This window comes from Nostoc sp. UHCC 0302 (assembly GCF_038096175.1).
Classification (GTDB): Bacteria; Cyanobacteriota; Cyanobacteriia; order Cyanobacteriales; family Nostocaceae; genus UHCC-0302.
On sequence record NZ_CP151100.1, the window covers coordinates 26,406 to 47,277 of the forward strand.

Genomic DNA, 20,872 nt, shown 5'->3' on the forward strand with positions numbered 1-20,872 from the left:
TTATAATTACACAGTAGAGTTTGCCACAGCCTTCCCCACAAACACCGCCACACACTCCCCACTGAACACCTTCTGCCCTCGCCTCCCACAGCGCACCTCCAGAAACCCCCCTGGTTCCCAGTAGTCCTTTACTACTCCCGGTTGCCACTGGCGAGAGACGAGGTTGTAAACCTGTACTGGAGTTCCAATCGGTACATCTGCAATAACCTCCACGTTCTCCCAGCCGGAAGGCAGATGGTCGTAGCTCTTGACTCCACCAAGCAGTTCGGGAATGGTCAGATGTTCGGTAGTAGATTTGACTGGGGTAAGGATACTCTCATTGTGAGTACCCAAGGATTCATCTGTAGGTTGTTCTGTTGCCAGGACGATGGTTTGGGCTACTGTACCATTGTCACTATTGAATGGTGATGTGTTTGACTTGGAAACAAAGTTGTAATATTCTTTACTTTGTTTTTTGTGAGGAGTCTGGGTATCGGTTAATCCGCTACCCTTATTTAACTCAGTGGCAGTTTCAAGGGTAAGAACTGTATTCGTATCCTTTGGATAATTTACAATTTTACTAATTTCTCCACCCCATAGATGCGGCAGCGATCGCAGTACACTTCCCGCCCAACGATATGCCTGTGGCAGAAATCCTCTGTCTTCTCGAAACACAACAAGGTAATATCTGCACTCGCCTGCTGCTGCTTCCTCACCCAAAGTTCAATCAACTGTTGCCGCTCCTGAAGAACCAACAGAAACCGACGCTCGTACTCAAGTTCAGCTTCAGCATTTTGGGCTGATGACTTCCACCACTTCAGGAGTTCTGGAGTTGGTGCGAACAGGGGAAGGTGTTTGCCTTTCCAGTTTTTGGGAGGGTACAGCGAGATTGAGATGCTCTCGCCTCGGATTTCGCCACGATAGAATGAGGTGAAGACTGTCATAATCGCACTTTCTGCAAATCGTAGTCAGTCACCCGCGCGATGGAATCTCTGGATGTGAAAACCTCGTCGCCTTTTTCCGATATGCCAGGGGACATCCATTCGATGCTGTAGAACCACGCATCGGTAATCAAATGTATGCCCTGGACAATCCGAATCGGTGGCCCATCGCCATGAAACCGAAACTTGACCAACTCGCCCAATCGAAACACAGGTTTTTCTTTAGTAATCGGTTGTAAATTACCAGTACCGATGATTTGGTCACTATAGACAGTAATATTGTCATTACCAGTAACAACTTCATACTTCCAACCCTGTGGCGACCATTCGACACCGCAGCAGTAACCGAATGCTTTGGCAGGCTTCACGTACACTCGCTCAAGCAGACTTATCAGTAACGGCGGGATTCGTTGACCCCACGGTGGGGAGATGTACCAGCACTGTTCTAAGTCGTGGACAAGATTAGTCATACAGATGCCTCCTGCTTTGATACTAAACCCGACAAGTAATCAATTCGTTTCCATGCAACAGCAGCCTGACGTGGAGAACAACTCAACCCATAAGCGCGACGTGCATCGTAATTACCTTTGATACCCTTGGCTACTCCAATGGGAATCCCAAAAGCCACCTCACGAATACCGGGTTCAAAGCTTCGGTCTTCATGAGAGAACCGTACTTGCGTAATCTGATTTCTAATTTGGTCTGCCCAGGGGGTTGGCTGTTGACGGTAGAATAAGCCATCGGCGTAGGTAATGATAAAGACTCTTTCTCTTTGATGTGGCAAGCCGAGGCAGGACGCGGGTATAGTTTCCCATTCACATACGTACCGGATTTGGGAAAGGTCTTCGAGGACTGTTGCCATCCCTCTAGCGAGTAGCCCTGTGGGGTTTTCGATGAGAGCGATTGCTGGTCTACACTGGTTGATGATACGAAACATTTCGCGCCACAGTCCAGACCTGGGGTCGTTGAGTCCTTTTTTGTCTCCAGCGTTACTGGTGCCACTACAGGGAAATCCGCCGCACAAAATGTCGAATTGTCGTCGGTGGCAGTGGTAGTTGGTAATATCTGCGTGGATTGGAATTCCTGGTTGTTCATGGCGCAATTGGGATTGAGAATAAGGGGAGATTTCAACAAATTGCTGGACTCGAAATTTGTGGGATAGACGAGCGGCTAATATTCCGTGATGGCAGAGTCCGCCGATGCCGGAGAAAAGAGAAAGGACTGATTTCATAAGGCGATCGCACTCCTGACCAAATCGTCTGGTACTTCAAAAATCCCCAACTGCCCAATGTAGGGAATCGGTGTAATCTCTCGCGGGTTCTCTAGCTGCCAATGGTACTGCCCAGGCATCCCCCAGCCATCAGCAACTTGTGAAAACTGACAGTCAACTATTGTGACTACGCCGATGACTTGACCACGACGGAGACTTTTTAGTTCTGGTATAAACACGCCCATACTTTGACAAAAGATGGAGGCGCTTTCGTATTCCTTCTTGGTACACTTTTTTGCAGCATGGATGAGAATATCACCTCGGTAGTTGATGGGCCAGCCACGATTTTCTATGTCTTTGGTGGAGTAAATGATTCCCCATGCCCAAGGCTGACGAACGGATATCGCTTTCATGTACCACCCTCTAGAAATTCAGTAGTTGAACATAAGCATCTAAAGCTGCAAGTGCCGGATGTGGATGTATTTGCGACTTCAGCCCGTTACAGATTGTGGCGATAGTTCCAAGCTCTATGAAAGTGAAGTTGATATTAGTCTGACGGACAGAACAGCGATGTAGAACTGTCAGAAGAACGAAATTTAACTGTCTAAGAATTACATCTTCAGCTACATGAAGCCGCCAAGTAAGGTTTTCGGAAGTAACCGAGCGCCAGGGGTTGTCAAAAGAACATTTTTCAAATTCGGGCAGCACTTTTACTTTAAACCTGTAATCCCGGTCAGTGGTAGAGCATTCATCTGGAGCAAGAGTTGCCCATTGCTGTAGAAGTTGTTGATAGGTTTCAATCATTCTCAGTTTCTTGCCTTGCGTAGAAAACGATTTTTACTTCGTCAGAGCTTCTTTCAACTTGAAATGTGATCATCTCAATTTCATGGTCAGAATTGGTCAGATCCTTAAATGCTTTGGCAATAGCGGATTCAATTTGTAAGCCGGAAAAGTTTTGGAGATGCCCTGGTTTAGATTGGTTGTGCATATTGTTGTATTTATTTAGTGGTGTTTCTTACTTGTTGGAGAAAATTAGGTAGTAAAGATTTCAAAGAGTTATCTATCACAAGTTCCTTATTCCTGACTTGACGAAAGATAATTTTTGTAACTTCACAAGCTTCATTGAATGAACAATCAAGCTGGTCTTGAATTATTAAAGTTAGCTTGGTGGTTTCGTTCAAAAGTTCGATGCTGTATTTCATCAATTATAACTTTCCTTGTTCCTTCAAATTTCTGGTAATTGACCCAATATTCTCCTATTCTAAATAGTATTTTCCTCAACTTTTTGGAGATTATTTTTCAGATTGTTAGGCTCTAACTGATTAGTTAAATGTGTGATTTCTCGCTAAGTTCTTAAACTGTCCAAATCGTTCATCGAATAAGAGATTAACAGTTGTCTCGCTGCTAAAGCGACTCTTGAGAACTGAAACTTCAAAAATGCCTTTTTGGGTAGATTGTTTATCGTAGTAATCTTCACGGTACAATCCCAACATGACAGCAGCTTCTTGTTCAAATCCTCCAGATTCTCGAAAATCTGCTTTTGTTGGACGTTTTTCGGAGCGAGAATCAACTTCTCTTTTTAACTGTGCTAATCCCAAGACAGCGCAATTGAATTGTTTAGCGATCGCTCTTAATTGTTTCAAAATAGAGTCGATTTCTTGTACACGATTTTCTCCACGTTCACGGCGCATTGGTTCAATTAACTGCACGTAATCAATAATTACCAAACTGACTTCTCCACACTGGGAAGCAACATCTTGCAAATGAGCTTTAATTTGGGAAGTGGTAATAACTGGATCATCATTTAACCAGAAAGGTAATCCCATCGCTTCGGCACAAGATTGAGCTAAAGGATTCCAATGAGATTGATGAAGTGCGTTACGTTTAAAAAGCAAGTCACAAGGAATGTGGGGTGCTGCAAGCCTTGAGAGGGTCTTTTTGACCATTTGTGAGGCGGACATCTCTAAAGCGAAATAAGCGGTTGTTAATCCGCTAGCAGCAGCCCTCAATCCGATATCTAATGCCCAGGTAGATTTACCAATTCCCCCACGACCACCAACAACGGTTAGGCTACCAAAGGGTAAACCACCAATCACCTCATCCAAATCATAGAACCCTGTGGGGATACTGACTTCAATCGCATCCTCACCACTATTAGCCAATTCTATCTCGGCGTAAACTTGGGGGATAATGTCAGCCAGAGGTCTAATGCGTTGGTCTTGAGTTGATTGCCGCAGTACTAGCAGCTTCTGCTGTCCCATTTCGATAACATCAGATGCTCTTAACTCCATAACTGGGGCATCCATCGCTGCTCGGATCATTTCGTTGGCAGTTTTGATCACTGCTCGGAGGCGTGCTTTTTCTCGAACTAGTTCTGCAAGAGCATCAATGTTGACAGCACTCACGCAGGAATTAACCAAAGAGGCAAGCTTGTTTCTACCTCCAACGCGAGCTAAAAGGTCATGAGATTCTAACCAGTTGGCTACGAATAACAAATCTGTGGGTTGCCCAGCGTTGTGCAATCGCACTGCTGAAGAGTAAATATCCTTGTGGGAAGAAACGTAAAAATCATCTGGCTGTAAAATCTTGATCACACGAGCGATCGCTTCATTGTCGAATAAGATACCACCTAGCACAGCTTCTTCCGCTTCTATCGCCTGGGGTGGTAAACGGTCAGGCATTGAAATTACGTTATCTGGGGCAAAATCTGGTGAAAACATCGCTTTTTCTCCTATGCGGTTTTGGGAAATCGAATCAGAATTCAGAAGTCAGAATTCAGGAGTCAGAATAAACAAGCAGAAAAATTTATTTCGAGGATTGAAATAGCTTGGTCTAAGCTATGATTCGTCCACTTGTCACACAATCTCTCATTCTGAATTCTGACTCCTTGCTCCTGAATTCTGTTTTTGCAAATCTCCGGGCTTGTCTGATTTCTGGTAGTACTGCCCTCAACTCATTAGGAGCAGCATGAGCCGTAGCAAGAGCTTGTTGTTGGGCAAGGCGTTGAGTTTCGGCACTATGAGCTTTCTGATAGCGCTGCATCAAATTTGTCCACCCACCCTTGGTTTTCTCCCAGGTGTTGATTACAGCGATCGCATGGTCTATTTCCTGTTGTGCGGAGCGTTTAGACTTCGTGGCTAATTCTTGTGCCAGGAAGTCCACAACTATCGGGTTGAAGTTTTGGTACAAGTTATTCAGCTTTCGCTGCCCACTGTGCCAAGGTAAAACCCAGCGATTCCACTTGATTTTTTCTCTGACAACCAGTGGGACAAAATCATCACTCATAGCAGTCGGATCTGTTAGCCACGCATCAATCAGTTCTTTCACGTTCTGGGCTTGATTGTAAGGGCAGGTCTGGGCTTGATTCGATTGTTCGATTTTATCGAACGACCCCGCCGCAATAGTTGATCCTCTTGAGGGATTATCGGTTTGTTGCAAAGACTCAGAATTTTTTGACAACAAAGTGGGTTGTTGTGGGGTTGATTTTTCTAAGCTTGGTTTTTCAAGGTTTAGTTGTTCAGTTTCACACACACACGATTCTTGGGTGGGAAATGCGTTTTGAGTTGGGGGTGCTGCATTAAGTGTAAATTCCTTAGATGGGATTACCTTATTGGGATATACTTCGTCTACCAAATCAGGTACCACTACTCCTACCAGATTTGGTACCACTACCCCTACCAAATCAGGAACCACACCCCTACCAGATTTGGTACTACTACCCCCTCCTGATTTGGTACCACTGCCATTATTGCCAGGGGTATTACCATTGTGTGACAAGTTTTGATTAACACTATTTGTCGTGAATTCTTGCCTAATCGCTGGTAAAGATTGCGAGTCAAGCCACTCACTTGGTTGAGTAAGTTCGTAAATGGATGTTCTACCTTTGCGTTCTTGTACAACTTTTATTAATCTGGCAGCAACTAAAACCCGCAATGATTTTCGGACAGTTTTTTCATTCATCAAGCAGCTTCGAGCCATGTTAGGGATAGATTCAAAACAGCTGTTTTTACCAGCACGTCTAACGATGTGAGAATATAAGCGATATTCCATTGGCTCCAGCCCGTACTCATCAAAGTAAGATGGAACAACGGGTAAAAAGTCTTTGCGATCACTTGTTGTATTCATACGTTTTACCTCCGTTTCATGCCTAAACTTAGTTATTCAACATCCGCATTAGAAAAAGAAAACCATTCGCCAATTAAGCGTTGATACTGGTATTGTTCATACTATTTATGAATTGGCTCATCTGTTACCCCCAACGTGCGGTCGAAAAGTTAGATTAATCCGTGTGCTAACGACCTTATTAGTCTTCGGAACTTGATGCAGATGAGTACTCTGACAGCCTGGAAGCATCACCAGCAAACTTCCATGCTCCAGCCAAAAGTCAATAGGCTTGCCCCCGATGGCCTTAATTTGGAATTTCCTCACTGAACCCAAACTGATTGATGCAATCGCTGGGTCAAGTCCCATCGAAGCCTCGCTATCGTTGTGCCACCCGATACTGTCTTGGCCGCTTCTGTACTGATTGCCAATCACAATTCGGAAGCTGTAGCCAGTGATGGCGGTGATAGAATCACGTAAGTTAGCTAAAGGTTCTGTCCAAGGCGATGGTTTGAGTAAGACGCTCTTGGAGTAGAGGTAATCACAGCCCTCATCCCCGTAAATACACTCTAGACGCGGAACGGGCAACGTTTTACCAAGCATACGTATTTGATTCTGTTGCCATTGCAGTTGTTGGCAATGTTGGTAAAGTTCCGAGGCTTCTTGCTTAGAAAGAAAATTTGGATAGTAATTGACTGGTAAAACTGTTGTCGGTTCATCAAAAAATTTATCTGTTTCATAAATACTTCCCTTGAGCAATCGTCCGAACAATTTCTTCTGCCCGTTCTTGAGTTATGGCCTGTTCTGGATTCTTGTAAAAACCCAGGATTTGAGACTTGGGGCGAATAATAATTTGTTGTTCCGTTGCGCGTTTATCCCACACAAAACATGAGATGGTGATATTATCCGTCGCCCAACGAGTACCCTTTTTGTCCTTACGAAAACAAAAGCGGGGCATGATGATTACAAGTGACGGCGGGTGCTGCTGCAAGAAATCCGCTCGGTCATCACAGGGTTCGAGAAAGCTGGTCAACAAGAATGCTGCAACACCAACACGGGCTTTACGGTACGCATTTTTGATAATTGGTGCAACGAGGTCAGAATATGGGGGATTAGTTACTATAAAATCCGATTCTGGGAATTTCTCCCATGACTGGGATAGCGTTGCGTCTAGGTTAAAATGAGCCTCTTTGTTAGGGTCAATATCGTTAGTCCAGATTCTTTCTGTATCGGGCCAAGCTGAAAGTAATGATGCGATCGCCCCCATCCCAACACAAGGCTCACCAATCACACCAGACAGCGGAACATGGCGTAGTAGTTCAGTTGTGAACCACGATGGAGATTCGTAGAAGTTCAGAGGATGCCTACCAATAGTTTGTGGTAGTGGTGTCAACAGTTGTGCAACAGTCATAAATTCTCTCCCGTTTGCTTAACAATTTTGGCGCTGATTGATTCAAAATCAACGTGGAAAATATTCAAATCAGTCAGCATCTCGCCACTGTTATAGCGGTCTACAATGTGCTGCTTAATACCTGCTTCTGTTAGACCGTCAGGAACGTCTATGTGAGCTTCACTAGTAATTTTTTCGACAAGTGTAACAATGACTCTCATGTTGGTTATGCTGAAGTAAAGGAGTGTCTAACGTGGCGATTGCTACTTGTCTAATAGTGATCGCTTTTATTTTGACCCTCAAAGATACTGTTAACAAACGCTATGTTGCTAATTACTAGCTTTTTATTCAAGTAATTTTTAGCACTTACAGGTAAACTTAAGAGTTTTAGGCTTTTTGGATTAAGATTCAGACGGGAAATCATAGATGATGACCTATACAATCGTGAGAAAAAACATGAGGTTTCTATGAGGTTTATAGCTTGATTAGCTAGTTAAAAGTTGGTAATTTAACCGTGAATACTTTCCACATTTAATTAAGCGTGATCGTATTACATGGGTGTGTGCGTTCACGAAGTGTGCCGAAGGTATCACTCTCTCTTACCTCCAAGGCGTAAAATTATTCCACACAAACCAATTTGAGCCAGCCTTCGAATAGCTAGCGGTGCGATGGACTGCCAAAGGATTGCCCCAGCAACAGCAAGCGTTGATGGCAAAAGTGGGTTTGTCCTGCAATGTTCCATCTGGGAGAAGGATCTGGTAGACTTCATCCTCAGTCCAAATCTCCACCCACTCCCCATGCAAGTATTCGGCGTAAAACTGACTCCAGCGAGAGGAAAGCCAACGCGATTCAACAGAGCGGTCATAACGCCACAGCTTGAAGGCAATGTTCCAATGTGCGAGGAATTTTAACGCCATCGGCTTAGACTGCATCAATATTTCCTTATCCCCAGGAACAAGTGTCAATTCTTCACACAGCCGGGGAAGCTCTACAGCCATACCGCCGTACTCGACGGTGTACCACTCGATACCGCTGATATTTTGGTTTACTTGCTCTGTCCACAGTGCTTGTCGCTTATCGGCTGTGTCTTGCGCTTTTGTAAGGAACATATCGAAACGCAATACTGCTTCTACTGGCGATAATCCGCCTTTTGCTGTGTGCTGTTGTAGTGCCATATCACAAGCTCCTTCCCAACCGATTGCATTGATTTGGTCTATCTGTTGGGCAAGTGCAGCAGCTCTTGGATCTTGAAATCGTGTCATTAACCTCTCCTTATCTGTTACTTATTCTTTGTTTCATCAGCAAGCTTTAAAATCAATTTGGAATGGGCGAATCAAAAGATATCGGTTTAATAGCCAGCATTTAGCAAAAGAAAACTCAAGTTAGTGATAACTTCTGGCAGATGGTTACTAAACCGATACCTTTTCTTTCTTGCTAGCGAAAGCCCCTGCCTGTCTAAGGGCAAAACTGGGATGAGGATGGGCGAAGAATTCTTCAATCGCTTTTGTTAGACCTGCTGCAACTTCTGGATCATGGCAGGCGTAGACGTAGACATCTTGCTGAGTACCATTAACCAATCGTGTTTCCTGGCGATCGCCCAGATGTGGGTAGAATGTTCTCACCCATGTGCCGAGGTGACCACGGTAGTGAGTGCCTTTGAGAGGGACTTTTTTACCCAGTTCAATCTCAGCAAAATTCACCACGCCAAGCTACTTTTCTTGTGTGCCGGTTAGAGTTTGTCTGTTGTAGTCAGCTATCAGATTAGCGGCGAAGTCTTTGCAATGCTGTTCGATGTATGGGTTGAGCCTGCCACCTGTGAGTTCGGCGAGAGTCTTCATGGCTTGTACGAAAGTTTGCAAACGCTGTTCCACTGGGGGAAGCGCTGGTGCAGGGGACTGGACTGATTGGTTATGTTTTTCAGACTTGCTCCAACCTTTAATGTCTTGCATCCAAGCTCGAATACCAATCCTGTTGAACGCTTTGCATACTAAGCGGGCTTGCTTTTTGCAGTACCTGCCAGCATCGTAAGCGTAGTATTCAATGATTGCGGCAAGTCCCATATCTGGAATCCCTTGCTCACTCCATAATTCTAGTACCGCACTATCAAACCCTGACTGCATAATACTTTGAGCTAATGCAGATGGTTCTAGTGCCGCACTTAAAAACGCCCGACGAAGGGAAGAATCTTGCACATCTGCTAGTCTTGCTGCGGCTCTGATGCTGGCTTTTCCTTGACCACTTGAGTCTACCTGAATCTCTTCTTTAATCTGCTCAATTATCTGGGCGATTTCAATCTGTGACATATTCTCTGCTCCAGTTAGGGTAAATGGCTACTTTATTAAGGGGCTTTCCTTAGACAAGGGAATTGGCTCAAGTCCTAATGAATGGCTTAAATATCGATAGGTTAAATATTGCTAAAGGCTCTAGACTTTAGCTAGTAATTATCCCTAATTCTTTATTTACAGCCTACACCTTATGTCTAGCATAAGTCAAGGCTAAACTTTACATATAGTATTTACAAAAGTAAAGGCATTAAAAAACCCCATGACGGGGTTACGGTTCTTTTTCTGGATTTAAAGCTAAAACACGATCACGCCATTGCCTGAGAGTTTCGTTTTCCCCTCTCAGGCGGCTGATTCCCCCATAACTAAATCTTCCAATCTAGATAGTCTTTCTCTTACTTCTGCCAAGTCAGCTTGTTCTTTAGTAGGCACAATTCCCAAACAGCTGTCAATGAACTCTAGTATCAACTTACTGGCTGAAGTGTTGTGTTCTTCTGCATATTTTTTAAATGCCTCTTTTTTGTCGGCAGAAATACGAAAATTCATTTGACTCTCACCTTCAGCTAAAAACTTCGGCATTTTTACCTCTTAAATAATCTTTCTTTAACACTATATCCAATCTTAAGTTCTTGTCTATACTTTGCCTAGATAACTGGAATATGAGCAGTATAAGGATTCTAGCTTTTGCATAGACTTTTGCTTTACATTTTCTTGACAAATGCACAGGCAGTGGTCTATGCTTATATTAGAGTCAAGGAAAGCGAATCACCTGCGCTTAAACGCAAAAGAGTTGCAAACCAGAACTACTGAACCATTACAAGAGAGTCGGAAGTACCGATTGAGGGGTAGCTGATGCACTGGCATAACCAGAGAAAGCGAGAGGTACACATTGGGAAAACGGATTCGGTTAATAAAATTGCCAAACAGGATGACTTATGGCTTTTAAAACTATTACAGCCGCGTGTCATTTGACTGCTGTGTATCTTGCTCGGTAGCTCCAGTCACTGGCTAGGAGCAAGAAATATAATATTAGGCTTCGCCAATTCTAGATTGAGAGTGTTGTGCTGAAGGCACAACAAGCTGACTAATAAATAGGACGATCGCTGCGTCCGGAAAACTACGCGATCGCCCCTATGCCCCAACACACTAAAGAAGAGGCAATTTATAATGATGACACAAATTTCAGTCTCTGCACCAACAAAAGATCCGCTAACTACACAGGATCGCCAAATCATTGCAACCATCGTTAATGAGTCAGACTACAGCCACGAATGCAAGCCAGAAGATGTGGTGACCATTTGGATTAATGAAGATGATATCGTGTGGGTGAAGATGACTCACGGCTATGCTAGATACCATAAAGAGCCATTCAAACGCGCAGTAGCAGAAATAAAAATAAGCCTTTCTGCTCCAGTAGAACGCAATCAACAGTTAGACGACGAGTTGGAACAAGCTAGTCAGAAAATTAGCTTGTTGGGTGAATATGATTGGCTATCTTTGAACGTCAAATTCTTCACTGACAAAGTGATTGGCAATGCAGGCTGCTACATTGAACACAGCCTTCTTCAAGCATTTAGTCCGCTATCAGATTGGGACTTCTCACCGCCCGTTTACGTTTGTCTGCCTGCTGCCATCTGCCCTGACTGCGATGGTCACGGTTGTGCTAACTGTTCTTATCGCGGGACTCGTTCAGAGGACTTGTGTAAGCCAGTGGACGACTATCGGCTGACTTATGTGGGTAAGACTGATATGCGGACGGCTCACAACCTCTACAAAGGTCGTGAGTTTATCGGCATTCTCTTCAGGGTTAGAAACTCTGAATGCTTTTGGCTCAACGACCCAGAAACATACTACTGGCAGTGCGGCGATGGCATCCAGTACTGGAGCGTGAGGGAGGCTGTTGAGGCACTATCACGGGTTACGACTGTGGTTGTGTCGGGAGTGAGTCGGGAGTTGGTAGCGGTGTAGAGAAAATGGTGGGTTTTGATACCCACCATCATGTTATTAGACATCTTATGTAGCATAACGATTGTAAGGTCAAAAACCTTGATCAGGTCAGAGTTAACCGCTTAAAATAAAACAGGGGAGGAAAAACAAATGACCGACGATGCCAGAATTGATGATATTTATCTACGCCTCAGCGAATTAACAGAGGATGTAGCCACACTAAAGATTCAAGCCGGAACCATTGGAACTTCACAGATGGCGATCGCTCGGACAATTACCTTGGCTACAGGTCTAGCTTCAGATATGAGGGAAGTAAAAGCCGACATCAGGCAAGTGAAAGCTGATATTCGTAATATCGATGCAAGTATAGAAGAAATATTGCGATTATTGCGAGATAGGAACAATCCATCAGCATAGTTCTAAATTAATTATTAACCAGTTTGTGGCGCTTTTGTGAAATCAAGAGCGCTGTTTTATTAGTTTTACGCTTCATACATCACGACTAAACGGCTCCGCCAAGCATCAATGAAAATGTATTGGTATCAAACACATGACTCCTCAAGAAACATCAGAATTACTTGCTGCTTTAATGCGTCAGGAAGAATTGCTTAAGCAGTTGGTCGCTTCAATAAATAAGCCAAAACTGGGATTGCACTCTGATGCTGGCAGTTGCAAAATCTATTGCAATCGCCATAACAAATCGTTGTGGTATATGCTATCGAATAATGAACCAGTTGCGATTACCCAAACTGCTTTAACTGGATATCTGCGAGAACTGAAATTTGAAAAGAGCGACAGGAATGGGGAAGAAAAGTGCAAATTGTTGATTTCAATTCAAGCAGATAAACTTTACATTTTAGAAAGCGGTTATGATACGCACTTTTCAAAAAGCATATTAGCAGCCGTTGCCTTGTTGACTCCACAACAGCTTTATTCCCCAGTGACAATTCAACCGCAGGCAGGGGATAAGGGAACTGTGCTGTTCTGTCGTGTGTGGATCGGCAGTGAGCTAATCATGGCTAACTACAACGAGCAAACTGACTGGAAAGTGATTGCGCGTCAAGCCTTGGATGTAGTCAAGGCTGCGAATGAAATGGTGTTTTAGTTAGTTGCAAATAGGGCTTGAGCTAAGGTAGCTCATCAGTTACTCAAGCCTTATCTACAGCTTACTATGCTGTATATTCACTACTCCAAATAATCTAATGACAACAACAATTGTTCATCCAACTATCGAAAACCTACAGCAGTTTTCTGACTCATTCGACTTGTCCAAGCTGTTGAAATCTGAGGGAGTTCTGCCGTGGCTTTTGGCTAACGGATGGGATTACGACGACAAGACCCGTTTAATTGCAGATATTGTTGACGAGTCCACGAGTCTTGATGAAGTTTGGGATTCATCAGAGTTCGATTTTAACGCATTGCCTGATGAAGAGAAGGAAAAATTAAACCTAATCTTCGAGCATTTCTATCTGTAATCCTCTGTCACTTTCAACTGCTAATTAATCAAAAGGTAACAAAAATGCAAGCCACAATCACACTGACATGCTCTCTATCTCAACCTCTTTTTACTATAGGTCAGCGTACCCAACAAGGGAAAATTATTGGCATCAATTACTCGGCTCAAAAGAATCGTCAAGGTTGGTACTATACAGTATTAGTCAATGAAACTACTGGTCAAGCACTAAATTTACTGGAAACACAAATTCATCTCCTAGCAGAGCAAGAAAAAGAAGCCCAAATCCTAGCTGAAATTGACTCACACTTGAAGCGGCTAATGGTTCTTCAAGAAGAGTTGAATACGGATTTAGAAATCCGTACTCCATTTGGTACAATTCCTGCGCCTATCTCTCTGACCCCTCGCTCAGCTAACGGCACATCCAGATTATCCGAGCCAAGGAAAAAGAAACTTACTGCTTAACAAGAGTTGCTCATATTTGTCAAAAAAGTGGGAACTGAAATCTCTATAAAGTTCCCACATAATTACCAGATGATAGCAATAAACTATAGCACACTCTACAACAATTGCCGCAAATGAGTAAAGTACAACAACACGAATCAGCTTGGAATGCACTGATGGGTTTAGATAAGAAACAATTCGCAATTCGCAATTCGCAATTCGCAATTCGCAATTGAAAATGAGAATTGTTAATTGCCTAAAAATGGGTACAAGCCCTACCACACGACGAAAGTTGGTGGTCTTAAATCAGTGGTGAGTACAAGCTCCTACTGATTTAATTGCGAACTGCGAATTGCGAATTGCGAATTGGTATGGCGCTTATTTAATTAGTGGAAAAGACCCCAAGTACAGAAACACTATTGTTCTTGTAGAACATCGGCAGAAAACGCAAATTAATCATTGGGAATACCAGTGCAAGAGATCCGAATGTTCTCAGCAGCCGACAATAGAAACTAACGGTAACGATGGTAACGGGAATTTGAAACGCAAAGCCCCATCGCTTAAGGTTTACAGCTAAACAAGAGAGCGCAACTTTTGAAAGCATTTCCAGGCAATCGCTACGCTGCTTAGAAATTGAAAGTATCTACTAAATCAGGAGAACGAAAATGGAACTTCATCCTATTTACGATCCAAGGCTATTAAATCCATCAAAAGTTTACCAAATTGATGGAGGGTTATACCAGTATTTGCGTCAATCAGGTACTAGTACTAATCCCCGATATGTCTTCGGTCATTTACCAACTCCAGGGCATAAGAGGAAGTCGGATATAGTTTTGAACCGTACTAAATTAGCAATCCGTTGTTCTGAAGTAGTAGGGATGTCTGCCTCGACTTCTGCACCTGAAGATAACTCTGAACAACTTAAATTATTTTGAAACAGAATACAGAACACAGAATTCAGAATTCAGAATTTAGTTAGGATAAGCATTTCAAGCTGTTTTAATAATTCCTGAATTCTGATTCAATTTGTTGACTTATCTCTGTTGCAGAATTCAGTTCATTCTGAATTCTGACTCCAGAAGGACTGAATTCTTCATTTAAGAGCTATGTCAATTTATAAACCACCTGTTGTCAAAAGACCCATTAAGCTACAAAAAAATGGTTCTACGAAAATAGTTTACCGAGCTATCAGGAATATTCAACACCTCAAAGATAGCCACGAGTTAGGAACTGCAACTATTAATCGTACATCCTGTATGGTTCGGAAATCAGGGATTTATTGGGTTGTGGTCTAGTTTCCAACTATGGCTTTGTAAGAGAGCTTCGCTACATCTGGAATGAAAAGTAAGGAAAAAGAATTCAGAAGTCAGAATTCAGGAGCCAGAATCAATTAGTAGAGAATTTAAACCTGTTTATTCATGTGCCAGCCGTACAAAATTCATTCTTATTTCTGACTCCTGACTCCTGGATTCTATTTAATAATTGGAGAATTGACAGAAATGGTACAAGCAATTGATCACACTGCTACTGCAACCTTTCTAACTGATGCAGTAGTTGAACGTCACAATTTCTCACAGTTGAATAAAACCCGTATTCGGTTTCGTATTCAGTTAAAGAAAAGCACAAAATCTGCTGCGCCTAAATGGGCAGATGTTTTAAAAGCTGAAGTCTCTGAAATTGAATCAGACCTTGTTAAGGTTACAAATTCCGAAGTTGGTTTGCGAGGTATCAAGGTATTTAAGAAGTTGGACGAAGCTGCCACCCAACTTAGACAAGAGATTGCTTCAGTCCAGGAGTGGATGTCATCTGATACTGGTGATTGGGTTTGTCCAATTGATTTGGCTCCCCTGGTGTGGAATCAACTACTTAATATTAGAGATGCGATCGCTCCGGCTCTCCGCACACAACTTCAGGATGATTACTCTTCTGGACTACTTGATTACCAAGAGCGAATTGATAAATTCCTATCTCTCAATGCTTGGGAATTACCCCAGGATAAGCAAGAATCTGTAAAAACCAACTTGCTTCGAGCTTTCCCTACTCTGACTGATTTGGAGGATTATCTCCAGGTAGTCATCGGTCGTCCGGTGATTATCCCTGCGCTGTCCGAACAACTCAACCAGCAGCAAGCCGAATGTCTAGACCAGATTACGAAGTTCATTCAACAGTATGACAAAAATCTAGAGCAACGGTTACGTGAATCAGCACTCGCTGGTGGTGAACAACTCGCTGCTCAGTTGTTGGAGGAGCTGGCTGATTGGGAGCCGGGACGGAAACCAGTTCTCTTTAAGAAAAAGATGCAACGACATCTGATGAAGGTTCAGGTGCTATTGGCAAACGCTGACCCGGAGGCAGGCAGCAGCTTGGAGGCGATGATGGCGCACTTGGATTCTATCGTTAATGATCCGGCGATTGAGTCCAAGAATCTAGGTTCAGATACGTGCTCGCAGTTACAACAAAAGATGGATTCTATCCGCACCAAGTTGTTAGATGAACAACGCAATCTGCAACAACTTGCGACTGGCGACGTGGGCTTGTCCAAAGCTACCGTCATGTCTTTCAAGTTTAGGTAAGAAATGGTCAAGAGCGAATGCACGCTCGCTCTTGACTTTACCGATGTCTTAAAAGTGCGATGTCCACAATAGCTCACATATGGCATTGCACTTGTACGTTAATCACATTTCTTCAATTTCAACTCCACAGGAGATAAATTATGTCGCATTTCTCAACAGTAAAAACCAAACTCACTAACCGTGAATGTCTGGTACAAGCTTTACAAGATTTGAAACTGAATCCGCAAGTACATGAAACAGCACAACCACTCCGAGGTTATTACGGTAGCTCCCAGGGAAGGAGCGCACAAATTATCGTGTCTGGTCGCACAATTAAAGCCCGTGCAGACATCGGATTCAAGTGGAATCAAGATAGTGAGGTGTATGAAGTGATACACGATGCCTACGAGACAGACCCGCGTTTAGGGCAAGACTTCTTTAGCAATAAACTGATGCTGGCTTATGGACAGCGGATGGTTCGCGCTAAAGCCGCCGAGCTTCAGCAGCAATTTGGAGAGTGCGCGATCGCTGAACAAACCAACGGGGCTGTGCAAACCCTACGTCTTACCTTCAGTGGACATCAGCAACAACAGCAATATATAAGGAGATAACGCATGGAACGTTCAATATTGATTCATTTCGACAATGCTACAGGTGAAGTTCGAGTAGAGGCAGAAGGATTTGAGGGGCTGAGTTGTTTATCAGCTACGCAACCGTTTGAAGAAGCTTTGGGAGTTGTAGGCGAACGGGAGTTTAAGGACGAAGCCCAAACCCAACAACTTCGGACTACGAACAGTAGTCAAACACGCCTGCGTCAGTAATCAATATGGGGGAATCAACAAGTTTCCCCCTCAAAACCAATCATGAACGAATTAGTTAAAGAATACCCTTTTATCCATGTATACGCACAGCAAAAACCACGCCAGCCCGTGATCATCAAAGCTAATACTGAGGGATTGTGTGTGCTGTTGAATGCAATTGTTTCTGCCATTGCTCAACTAGAGCGCAATGGTATGGCGGAAGTATTTTGCGGCGATGCCGAAGTCTATGAGGTAATCGTCAAACTCGTAAATCTTGAGGGGGTACAAAATACCCTGAAATAGATATAGGGCAACGAGTGTAGCAATTTGTGGTAAAACAGAAAGAGCATTCATTCGCAATAAGCTCTATTTAATGATAATATTACCGGAATTCTACGAGACACACCTCAAGCGATCACTTGGACGTACTGAATACTTATTACTAAAACTCCTCATTTATTTATTACAATCTATTAAAACTGTTAGCCTTGAGGCGCTAGCAACTGCTTTACCAATACCAATACTATTTGAAAGTAGGAGGAAAAGAATTCAGCGGTTTTTATCTTTAAACTACATCAATATTGAAGAGATTTGGTTTCCCATAGTTAGAAGTTGGCTAGAAATAAATTTTCCTTTCAATGAAGTTGTTTATGTAGTTATAGATCGGACTAATTGGGGATGCATTAATTTATTAATGATTAGCGTAGTTTGGGACAAGAGGTCTATCCCAATATATTTTGAGCTATTAAATAAGTTGGGTTCAAGCAATTTTGATGAACAAGAGGCAGTATTTAAGAAAGCATTACCGATTTTCAAGGATTATAAAACTGTAGTATTAGGAGACCGAGAATTTTGTTCAATAAAGCGCCGCTTTCTGGCTCACAGAGCAGAAAGTATATTTTTGCTTACGCTTAAAAAAAGATGCTTTTATAGAAATAGAACCAGAAATTTGGCTGCAATTAAGAGATTTGGGTTTAGCACCTGGTCTTTCCTTCTTTTACCAAGGTATTAAATATACAAAATCTCAAGGGTTTGTTAGCTTTAATCTCGCTACTAAATGGAAACGGAAACGTTTTGGAATTACGCCGGAGGAAGGCTGGTTTATCCTGACTAATTTAGATGATTTAGATTCAGCTATTAAGGCTTATAAACAACGTTTTGATATTGAAGAAATGTTTAGAGATTTTAAGAGTGGTGGCTATAATTTAGAAGATACTAACGTATCAGGTCAACGCTTAATTTCCCTAATATTATTAATCTCACTTGCATACACGGCTGCAACTATATCTGGTCAAAAAATTAAACGTATGGGTGTCCAAAAATATGTTGGACGAATTAAGGAATTCTTGAGGACAGTTCGCCGTCATAGCAGGGCGAACGCATCTAAATATTGATGGAGATTAAAATAACACGATGAAAGCAGACAAGAACGGCATTTAGAGGGTAGAGAGCGAAAAAGAAAACAGTTGCGATCGCCCAGGATGAAAGATATGGCAGCAAGGATAGGCAAATGTGGTATCCTAACCTGGATTTAGGTGTGCTGTCATAGAAATAGATATTAAATAAACATGAAACTGAAGCCCAAAATTACAATAGCTGACCACTTTTTGGGAATAGAAGATCCAAGAATAGAGCGGACAAAAAGACACAAATTAATTGATATTCTAACGATAGCGATTTGTGCAGTGATATGCGGAGCAGAGGGTTGGATAGAAATAGAAATGTATGGATGTGCAAAACATGGTTGGCTAAAAACTTTTTTAGAATTGCCAAATGGGATTCCGTCTCCTGACGGAGACGCTACGCGAACACATGATACCTTTGCGAGAGTATTTGCCAGAATAAAACCAGAACAATTTCAACAGTGTTTTGTGAATTGGATGAAATCAATACAAAAGATAATAGAGAAAGATATAGTAGCAATAGATGGAAAAACATTGCGTGGTTCTTATGATAAGGGCAGTGATAAAGCAGCAATACATATGGTAAATGCTTGGGCTGTACATAATAGATTAGTACTAGGACAAGTCAAAACCGATGCCAAATCAAATGAAATTACAGCTATACCAGAATTACTAAAAGTATTAGAAATATCTGGATGTATAGTCACAATAGATGCAATGGGTTGTCAAAAAGAAATAGTGAAAGAAATAGTTAGGCAAGATGCAGATTATGTAATTACATTAAAAGAAAACCAAGGTCATCTATATTCGTATGTAGAAAGCTTATTTAAAATCGGTATACAGACAGGATTTGAGGGATTAGAGGAGGGAAGATACACAACAGAAGAGAAAGGGCATGGACGAAAAGAAATTCGTCATTATGTAATGATATCATCAGAAAAAGCACAGTTAAATTCTAATACAGACTGGGTACAATTAAATAGTGTTGGTATGGTGGAGCATATTCGTCAAGAGAAAGGAAAAACAACAGTAGAAATTCGTTATTTTATTAGTAGCCTTCCGAATAATATTGAAAGGTTTGCTAAGGCAGTTCGTGGTCATTGGGGAGTAGAGAATTCTTTGCATTGGGGAGGCAGCGCGTTGCGGGGGTTCCCCCCGTTGTAGCGACTGCCGTTATTAGATGTAGCATTAAAAGAAGATGAATGTCGCATCAGAAAAGATAATGCACTCTTATAATTTTGCAGTATTACGTCAAATAGCAGTAAATCTTTTAGGTAAAGAAAAACGGATGAAAGTTGGGATAAAAAACAAAGGATTTTTAGCAGCAATGGATAACGAATATTTAGTCAGAGTATTAGCGCAACTTTAAGTAAAATAATTACTTAAAAGTTGAAACATCAATAAAATATTTATACTTAGTAGTAGTGATGGTATAAATTATCTACTTATATTGTAATATTTAGTTTTATCTAGTTATTATTTAAAATTATTTCGAGTATCCGATAATATAACTGTTAGTTACTATAAGTAGAGATTGATTAAAGTTTACTATTTTATTAATAAAAAAATGGTTTCTAATTAATAGTTTCAATGTAGCTTGCTAAACTGTTAACAAATAAGATGCGTTTGCCCTGGCCGTCATAGCAGTTTTTATATTGGATTATATGGGTCTAACTGGGTCAATTTTATGGAAAATTCTTATGAACTAGTGGCCGAGTTAATGAGACTAGCTCCTAATAAGCGTAAGTATTATCAACAAGGAGAAAGGGCTATGAGGCTTATTTTATCTGCATCCTAGCCATTTTTGTCCCCCCTCAAGCCACACAAGTCATCCACGCGGATATCGCGCCACACGTCAGACGGCTGCCAACCGGAGTTCCCAACGGAGCGTAATGGGCGATAGTATTCGGGAACGTAGTCGGATTGGGATACTTCGATATATGCGGGTGGTGTGGGTTCAACCACTGGTTCTCTCATGTCTTGACTTTCAGGTATCTCAGTAGCTTCGGCAGGTGATGGGGTTGGGTCTATTTTCTTGCGAATGGGTTTTTCAGTTTTTTTGATCAGTTGGCGCAAATCCATAGGGAATGTTGGGGTCAACATAGGTCAGGAACTCCCAGATTAACAAAATTTGGGGAAATACGGCAAATAAACGTATTTTTTGCAACTATATATTTCTGCAATGTGCTGCGCTTAATCGCATGATCCAGTTAGGCAAACCAGACAGTTATAGAGTGGAAGATTAATTACCAGTTCTTGACGAAGTTAGTGTATCTTTTTTTTGTTCCATGCAACAAAGCCGCTACTATTTACAGTATCAAGCTGATCGCTTATTGAGAAGACAAAATTATTGTTGCACTAGAATTGCAT

At 42.2% G+C, this 20,872-nt stretch carries 30 protein-coding genes and 3 pseudogenes; 15 read left to right on the forward strand and 18 right to left on the reverse strand.

The genetic code is table 11. The features are described from left to right. Positions 1 to 6: 6 nt before the first annotated feature. The 17 genes from WKK05_RS36420 to WKK05_RS36500 all read right to left on the reverse strand — a co-directional run bounded on the left by WKK05_RS36420 (position 7) and on the right by WKK05_RS36500 (position 10,482). Positions 7 to 654: a hypothetical protein gene (locus WKK05_RS36420; protein WP_341531487.1), complete on the reverse strand. Its 648-nt coding sequence runs from the start codon at positions 652 to 654 to the stop codon at positions 7 to 9. Then, the gene (locus WKK05_RS36425) at positions 549 to 923 is read right to left on the reverse strand and encodes a DUF488 domain-containing protein (protein WP_341531488.1); all 375 of its coding nucleotides are present in this window, start codon (positions 921 to 923) and stop codon (positions 549 to 551) included. The genes WKK05_RS36420 and WKK05_RS36425 overlap by 106 nt, the downstream gene beginning before the upstream one ends. Next, a complete protein-coding gene (locus WKK05_RS36430) occupies positions 920 to 1,390 on the reverse strand; it encodes a DUF1392 family protein (RefSeq protein WP_341531489.1) in 471 nt (156 codons plus the stop codon). The genes WKK05_RS36425 and WKK05_RS36430 overlap by 4 nt, the downstream gene beginning before the upstream one ends. Beyond that, positions 1,387 to 2,151, reverse strand: a complete 765-nt coding sequence (locus WKK05_RS36435) for a DNA cytosine methyltransferase (protein ID WP_341531490.1) — start codon at positions 2,149 to 2,151, stop codon at positions 1,387 to 1,389. The genes WKK05_RS36430 and WKK05_RS36435 overlap by 4 nt, the downstream gene beginning before the upstream one ends. Next, positions 2,148 to 2,543, reverse strand: a complete 396-nt coding sequence (locus WKK05_RS36440; protein ID WP_341531491.1) for an ASCH domain-containing protein — start codon at positions 2,541 to 2,543, stop codon at positions 2,148 to 2,150. The genes WKK05_RS36435 and WKK05_RS36440 overlap by 4 nt, the downstream gene beginning before the upstream one ends. 10 nt (positions 2,544 to 2,553) lie before the next feature. Then, positions 2,554 to 2,934 carry a hypothetical protein gene (locus WKK05_RS36445; RefSeq protein ID WP_341531492.1) on the reverse strand — a complete coding sequence of 127 codons (381 nt, stop codon included), beginning with the start codon at positions 2,932 to 2,934 and terminating at the stop codon, positions 2,554 to 2,556. Then, positions 2,927 to 3,118 carry a hypothetical protein gene (locus WKK05_RS36450; RefSeq protein ID WP_341531493.1) on the reverse strand — a complete coding sequence of 64 codons (192 nt, stop codon included), beginning with the start codon at positions 3,116 to 3,118 and terminating at the stop codon, positions 2,927 to 2,929. Before WKK05_RS36450 ends, WKK05_RS36445 begins: the two co-directional genes overlap by 8 nt. A 10-nt stretch (positions 3,119 to 3,128) precedes the next feature. After that, on the reverse strand, positions 3,129 to 3,332 hold the full coding sequence (locus WKK05_RS36455) for a hypothetical protein (protein WP_341531494.1): 204 nt from the start codon (positions 3,330 to 3,332) through the stop codon (positions 3,129 to 3,131). A 120-nt stretch (positions 3,333 to 3,452) separates the two neighbouring features. Beyond that, on the reverse strand, positions 3,453 to 4,850 hold the full coding sequence (locus WKK05_RS36460) for a replicative DNA helicase (RefSeq protein ID WP_341531495.1): 1,398 nt from the start codon (positions 4,848 to 4,850) through the stop codon (positions 3,453 to 3,455). 112 nt (positions 4,851 to 4,962) lie between these two features. Next, on the reverse strand, positions 4,963 to 6,255 hold the full coding sequence (locus tag WKK05_RS36465) for a helix-turn-helix domain-containing protein (RefSeq protein WP_341531496.1): 1,293 nt from the start codon (positions 6,253 to 6,255) through the stop codon (positions 4,963 to 4,965). A gap of 117 nt (positions 6,256 to 6,372) precedes the next feature. Next, positions 6,373 to 7,002 carry an alpha-ketoglutarate-dependent dioxygenase AlkB gene (locus WKK05_RS36470; RefSeq protein ID WP_341531497.1) on the reverse strand — a complete coding sequence of 210 codons (630 nt, stop codon included), beginning with the start codon at positions 7,000 to 7,002 and terminating at the stop codon, positions 6,373 to 6,375. Next, on the reverse strand, positions 6,968 to 7,642 hold the full coding sequence (locus tag WKK05_RS36475; RefSeq protein ID WP_341531498.1) for a hypothetical protein: 675 nt from the start codon (positions 7,640 to 7,642) through the stop codon (positions 6,968 to 6,970). The genes WKK05_RS36470 and WKK05_RS36475 overlap by 35 nt, the downstream gene beginning before the upstream one ends. After that, positions 7,639 to 7,842, reverse strand: a complete 204-nt coding sequence (locus tag WKK05_RS36480; protein WP_341531499.1) for a hypothetical protein — start codon at positions 7,840 to 7,842, stop codon at positions 7,639 to 7,641. The genes WKK05_RS36475 and WKK05_RS36480 overlap by 4 nt, the downstream gene beginning before the upstream one ends. Positions 7,843 to 8,220: 378 nt before the next feature. After that, positions 8,221 to 8,883, reverse strand: a complete 663-nt coding sequence (locus tag WKK05_RS36485) for a hypothetical protein (protein ID WP_341531500.1) — start codon at positions 8,881 to 8,883, stop codon at positions 8,221 to 8,223. Positions 8,884 to 9,030: 147 nt separating this feature from the next. Beyond that, entirely contained in the window at positions 9,031 to 9,324 is a 294-nt protein-coding gene (locus WKK05_RS36490; RefSeq protein WP_341531501.1) for a hypothetical protein, read from the reverse strand. A 6-nt stretch (positions 9,325 to 9,330) separates the two neighbouring features. Continuing rightward, positions 9,331 to 9,924 carry a hypothetical protein gene (locus WKK05_RS36495; protein WP_341531502.1) on the reverse strand — a complete coding sequence of 198 codons (594 nt, stop codon included), beginning with the start codon at positions 9,922 to 9,924 and terminating at the stop codon, positions 9,331 to 9,333. 321 nt (positions 9,925 to 10,245) lie between these two features. Beyond that, complete coding sequence (locus WKK05_RS36500; RefSeq protein ID WP_341531503.1) at positions 10,246 to 10,482, reverse strand: hypothetical protein; 237 nt, start codon at positions 10,480 to 10,482, stop codon at positions 10,246 to 10,248. 588 nt (positions 10,483 to 11,070) lie between these two features. On the opposite strand from WKK05_RS36500, the gene WKK05_RS36505 reads away from it, so the two are divergent. The 15 genes and pseudogenes from WKK05_RS36505 to WKK05_RS36575 all read left to right on the forward strand — a co-directional run. Continuing rightward, positions 11,071 to 11,871, forward strand: coding sequence for a hypothetical protein (locus WKK05_RS36505; RefSeq protein WP_341531504.1), 801 nt, complete (start codon positions 11,071 to 11,073; stop codon positions 11,869 to 11,871). 129 nt (positions 11,872 to 12,000) lie between these two features. Beyond that, positions 12,001 to 12,267, forward strand: coding sequence for a hypothetical protein (locus WKK05_RS36510; RefSeq protein ID WP_341531505.1), 267 nt, complete (start codon positions 12,001 to 12,003; stop codon positions 12,265 to 12,267). Between the two features lie 133 nt (positions 12,268 to 12,400). Continuing rightward, positions 12,401 to 12,955 (forward strand): hypothetical protein, encoded by a 555-nt coding sequence (locus WKK05_RS36515; protein WP_341531506.1) that lies wholly within the window; start codon positions 12,401 to 12,403, stop codon positions 12,953 to 12,955. Positions 12,956 to 13,052: 97 nt separating this feature from the next. Continuing rightward, positions 13,053 to 13,325: a hypothetical protein gene (locus tag WKK05_RS36520; RefSeq protein ID WP_341531507.1), complete on the forward strand. Its 273-nt coding sequence runs from the start codon at positions 13,053 to 13,055 to the stop codon at positions 13,323 to 13,325. A gap of 44 nt (positions 13,326 to 13,369) precedes the next feature. Beyond that, positions 13,370 to 13,768: a hypothetical protein gene (locus tag WKK05_RS36525; protein WP_341531508.1), complete on the forward strand. Its 399-nt coding sequence runs from the start codon at positions 13,370 to 13,372 to the stop codon at positions 13,766 to 13,768. A 331-nt stretch (positions 13,769 to 14,099) separates the two neighbouring features. Continuing rightward, the gene (locus WKK05_RS36530) at positions 14,100 to 14,324 is read left to right on the forward strand and encodes a hypothetical protein (RefSeq protein WP_341531509.1); all 225 of its coding nucleotides are present in this window, start codon (positions 14,100 to 14,102) and stop codon (positions 14,322 to 14,324) included. 88 nt (positions 14,325 to 14,412) lie between these two features. Next, positions 14,413 to 14,682 carry a hypothetical protein gene (locus tag WKK05_RS36535; RefSeq protein ID WP_341531510.1) on the forward strand — a complete coding sequence of 90 codons (270 nt, stop codon included), beginning with the start codon at positions 14,413 to 14,415 and terminating at the stop codon, positions 14,680 to 14,682. Positions 14,683 to 14,853: 171 nt separating this feature from the next. Further along, a complete protein-coding gene (locus WKK05_RS36540) occupies positions 14,854 to 15,042 on the forward strand; it encodes a hypothetical protein (RefSeq protein WP_341531511.1) in 189 nt (62 codons plus the stop codon). A gap of 204 nt (positions 15,043 to 15,246) precedes the next feature. After that, on the forward strand, positions 15,247 to 16,320 hold the full coding sequence (locus WKK05_RS36545; RefSeq protein ID WP_341531512.1) for a hypothetical protein: 1,074 nt from the start codon (positions 15,247 to 15,249) through the stop codon (positions 16,318 to 16,320). A gap of 140 nt (positions 16,321 to 16,460) precedes the next feature. Then, positions 16,461 to 16,910, forward strand: coding sequence for a DUF1257 domain-containing protein (locus tag WKK05_RS36550; protein ID WP_341531513.1), 450 nt, complete (start codon positions 16,461 to 16,463; stop codon positions 16,908 to 16,910). A gap of 3 nt (positions 16,911 to 16,913) precedes the next feature. Beyond that, positions 16,914 to 17,120 carry a DUF2997 domain-containing protein gene (locus WKK05_RS36555; protein WP_341528472.1) on the forward strand — a complete coding sequence of 69 codons (207 nt, stop codon included), beginning with the start codon at positions 16,914 to 16,916 and terminating at the stop codon, positions 17,118 to 17,120. A 42-nt stretch (positions 17,121 to 17,162) separates the two neighbouring features. Next, positions 17,163 to 17,402 (forward strand): hypothetical protein, encoded by a 240-nt coding sequence (locus tag WKK05_RS36560; protein ID WP_341531514.1) that lies wholly within the window; start codon positions 17,163 to 17,165, stop codon positions 17,400 to 17,402. 76 nt (positions 17,403 to 17,478) lie between these two features. Further along, positions 17,479 to 18,469 (forward strand): annotated as a pseudogene (locus tag WKK05_RS36565) (IS4 family transposase); the annotation flags it as partial. Positions 18,470 to 18,667: 198 nt separating this feature from the next. Further along, positions 18,668 to 19,871 (forward strand): annotated as a pseudogene (locus WKK05_RS36570) (ISAs1 family transposase). Between the two features lie 267 nt (positions 19,872 to 20,138). Beyond that, a pseudogene (locus tag WKK05_RS36575) lies at positions 20,139 to 20,300 on the forward strand (IS4 family transposase); the annotation flags it as partial. On the opposite strand, the gene WKK05_RS36580 reads toward WKK05_RS36575, so the two are convergent. Then, positions 20,297 to 20,605 carry a hypothetical protein gene (locus WKK05_RS36580; RefSeq protein ID WP_341531515.1) on the reverse strand — a complete coding sequence of 103 codons (309 nt, stop codon included), beginning with the start codon at positions 20,603 to 20,605 and terminating at the stop codon, positions 20,297 to 20,299. The pseudogene WKK05_RS36575 and the gene WKK05_RS36580 overlap by 4 nt on opposite strands. Positions 20,606 to 20,872 lie beyond the last annotated feature (267 nt).

What these genes read in the sequence shown, in the direction of transcription:
- WKK05_RS36425 (WP_341531488.1), bottom strand. Translation starts at nt 923, where the DNA reads ATGACAGTCTTCACCTCATTCTATCGTGGCGAAATCCGAGGCGAGAGC.
- WKK05_RS36430 (WP_341531489.1), bottom strand. Translation starts at nt 1,390, where the DNA reads ATGACTAATCTTGTCCACGACTTAGAACAGTGCTGGTACATCTCCCCA.
- WKK05_RS36435 (WP_341531490.1), bottom strand. Translation starts at nt 2,151, where the DNA reads ATGAAATCAGTCCTTTCTCTTTTCTCCGGCATCGGCGGACTCTGCCAT.
- WKK05_RS36440 (WP_341531491.1), bottom strand. Translation starts at nt 2,543, where the DNA reads ATGAAAGCGATATCCGTTCGTCAGCCTTGGGCATGGGGAATCATTTAC.
- WKK05_RS36445 (WP_341531492.1), bottom strand. Translation starts at nt 2,934, where the DNA reads ATGATTGAAACCTATCAACAACTTCTACAGCAATGGGCAACTCTTGCT.
- WKK05_RS36450 (WP_341531493.1), bottom strand. Translation starts at nt 3,118, where the DNA reads ATGCACAACCAATCTAAACCAGGGCATCTCCAAAACTTTTCCGGCTTA.
- WKK05_RS36455 (WP_341531494.1), bottom strand. Translation starts at nt 3,332, where the DNA reads ATGAAATACAGCATCGAACTTTTGAACGAAACCACCAAGCTAACTTTA.
- WKK05_RS36460 (WP_341531495.1), bottom strand. Translation starts at nt 4,850, where the DNA reads ATGTTTTCACCAGATTTTGCCCCAGATAACGTAATTTCAATGCCTGAC.
- WKK05_RS36465 (WP_341531496.1), bottom strand. Translation starts at nt 6,255, where the DNA reads ATGAATACAACAAGTGATCGCAAAGACTTTTTACCCGTTGTTCCATCT.
- WKK05_RS36475 (WP_341531498.1), bottom strand. Translation starts at nt 7,642, where the DNA reads ATGACTGTTGCACAACTGTTGACACCACTACCACAAACTATTGGTAGG.
- WKK05_RS36480 (WP_341531499.1), bottom strand. Translation starts at nt 7,842, where the DNA reads ATGAGAGTCATTGTTACACTTGTCGAAAAAATTACTAGTGAAGCTCAC.
- WKK05_RS36485 (WP_341531500.1), bottom strand. Translation starts at nt 8,883, where the DNA reads ATGACACGATTTCAAGATCCAAGAGCTGCTGCACTTGCCCAACAGATA.
- WKK05_RS36495 (WP_341531502.1), bottom strand. Translation starts at nt 9,924, where the DNA reads ATGTCACAGATTGAAATCGCCCAGATAATTGAGCAGATTAAAGAAGAG.
- WKK05_RS36500 (WP_341531503.1), bottom strand. Translation starts at nt 10,482, where the DNA reads ATGCCGAAGTTTTTAGCTGAAGGTGAGAGTCAAATGAATTTTCGTATT.
- WKK05_RS36505 (WP_341531504.1), top strand. Translation starts at nt 11,071, where the DNA reads ATGATGACACAAATTTCAGTCTCTGCACCAACAAAAGATCCGCTAACT.
- WKK05_RS36510 (WP_341531505.1), top strand. Translation starts at nt 12,001, where the DNA reads ATGACCGACGATGCCAGAATTGATGATATTTATCTACGCCTCAGCGAA.
- WKK05_RS36515 (WP_341531506.1), top strand. Translation starts at nt 12,401, where the DNA reads ATGACTCCTCAAGAAACATCAGAATTACTTGCTGCTTTAATGCGTCAG.
- WKK05_RS36520 (WP_341531507.1), top strand. Translation starts at nt 13,053, where the DNA reads ATGACAACAACAATTGTTCATCCAACTATCGAAAACCTACAGCAGTTT.
- WKK05_RS36525 (WP_341531508.1), top strand. Translation starts at nt 13,370, where the DNA reads ATGCAAGCCACAATCACACTGACATGCTCTCTATCTCAACCTCTTTTT.
- WKK05_RS36535 (WP_341531510.1), top strand. Translation starts at nt 14,413, where the DNA reads ATGGAACTTCATCCTATTTACGATCCAAGGCTATTAAATCCATCAAAA.
- WKK05_RS36540 (WP_341531511.1), top strand. Translation starts at nt 14,854, where the DNA reads ATGTCAATTTATAAACCACCTGTTGTCAAAAGACCCATTAAGCTACAA.
- WKK05_RS36545 (WP_341531512.1), top strand. Translation starts at nt 15,247, where the DNA reads ATGGTACAAGCAATTGATCACACTGCTACTGCAACCTTTCTAACTGAT.
- WKK05_RS36550 (WP_341531513.1), top strand. Translation starts at nt 16,461, where the DNA reads ATGTCGCATTTCTCAACAGTAAAAACCAAACTCACTAACCGTGAATGT.
- WKK05_RS36555 (WP_341528472.1), top strand. Translation starts at nt 16,914, where the DNA reads ATGGAACGTTCAATATTGATTCATTTCGACAATGCTACAGGTGAAGTT.
- WKK05_RS36560 (WP_341531514.1), top strand. Translation starts at nt 17,163, where the DNA reads ATGAACGAATTAGTTAAAGAATACCCTTTTATCCATGTATACGCACAG.
- WKK05_RS36580 (WP_341531515.1), bottom strand. Translation starts at nt 20,605, where the DNA reads ATGTTGACCCCAACATTCCCTATGGATTTGCGCCAACTGATCAAAAAA.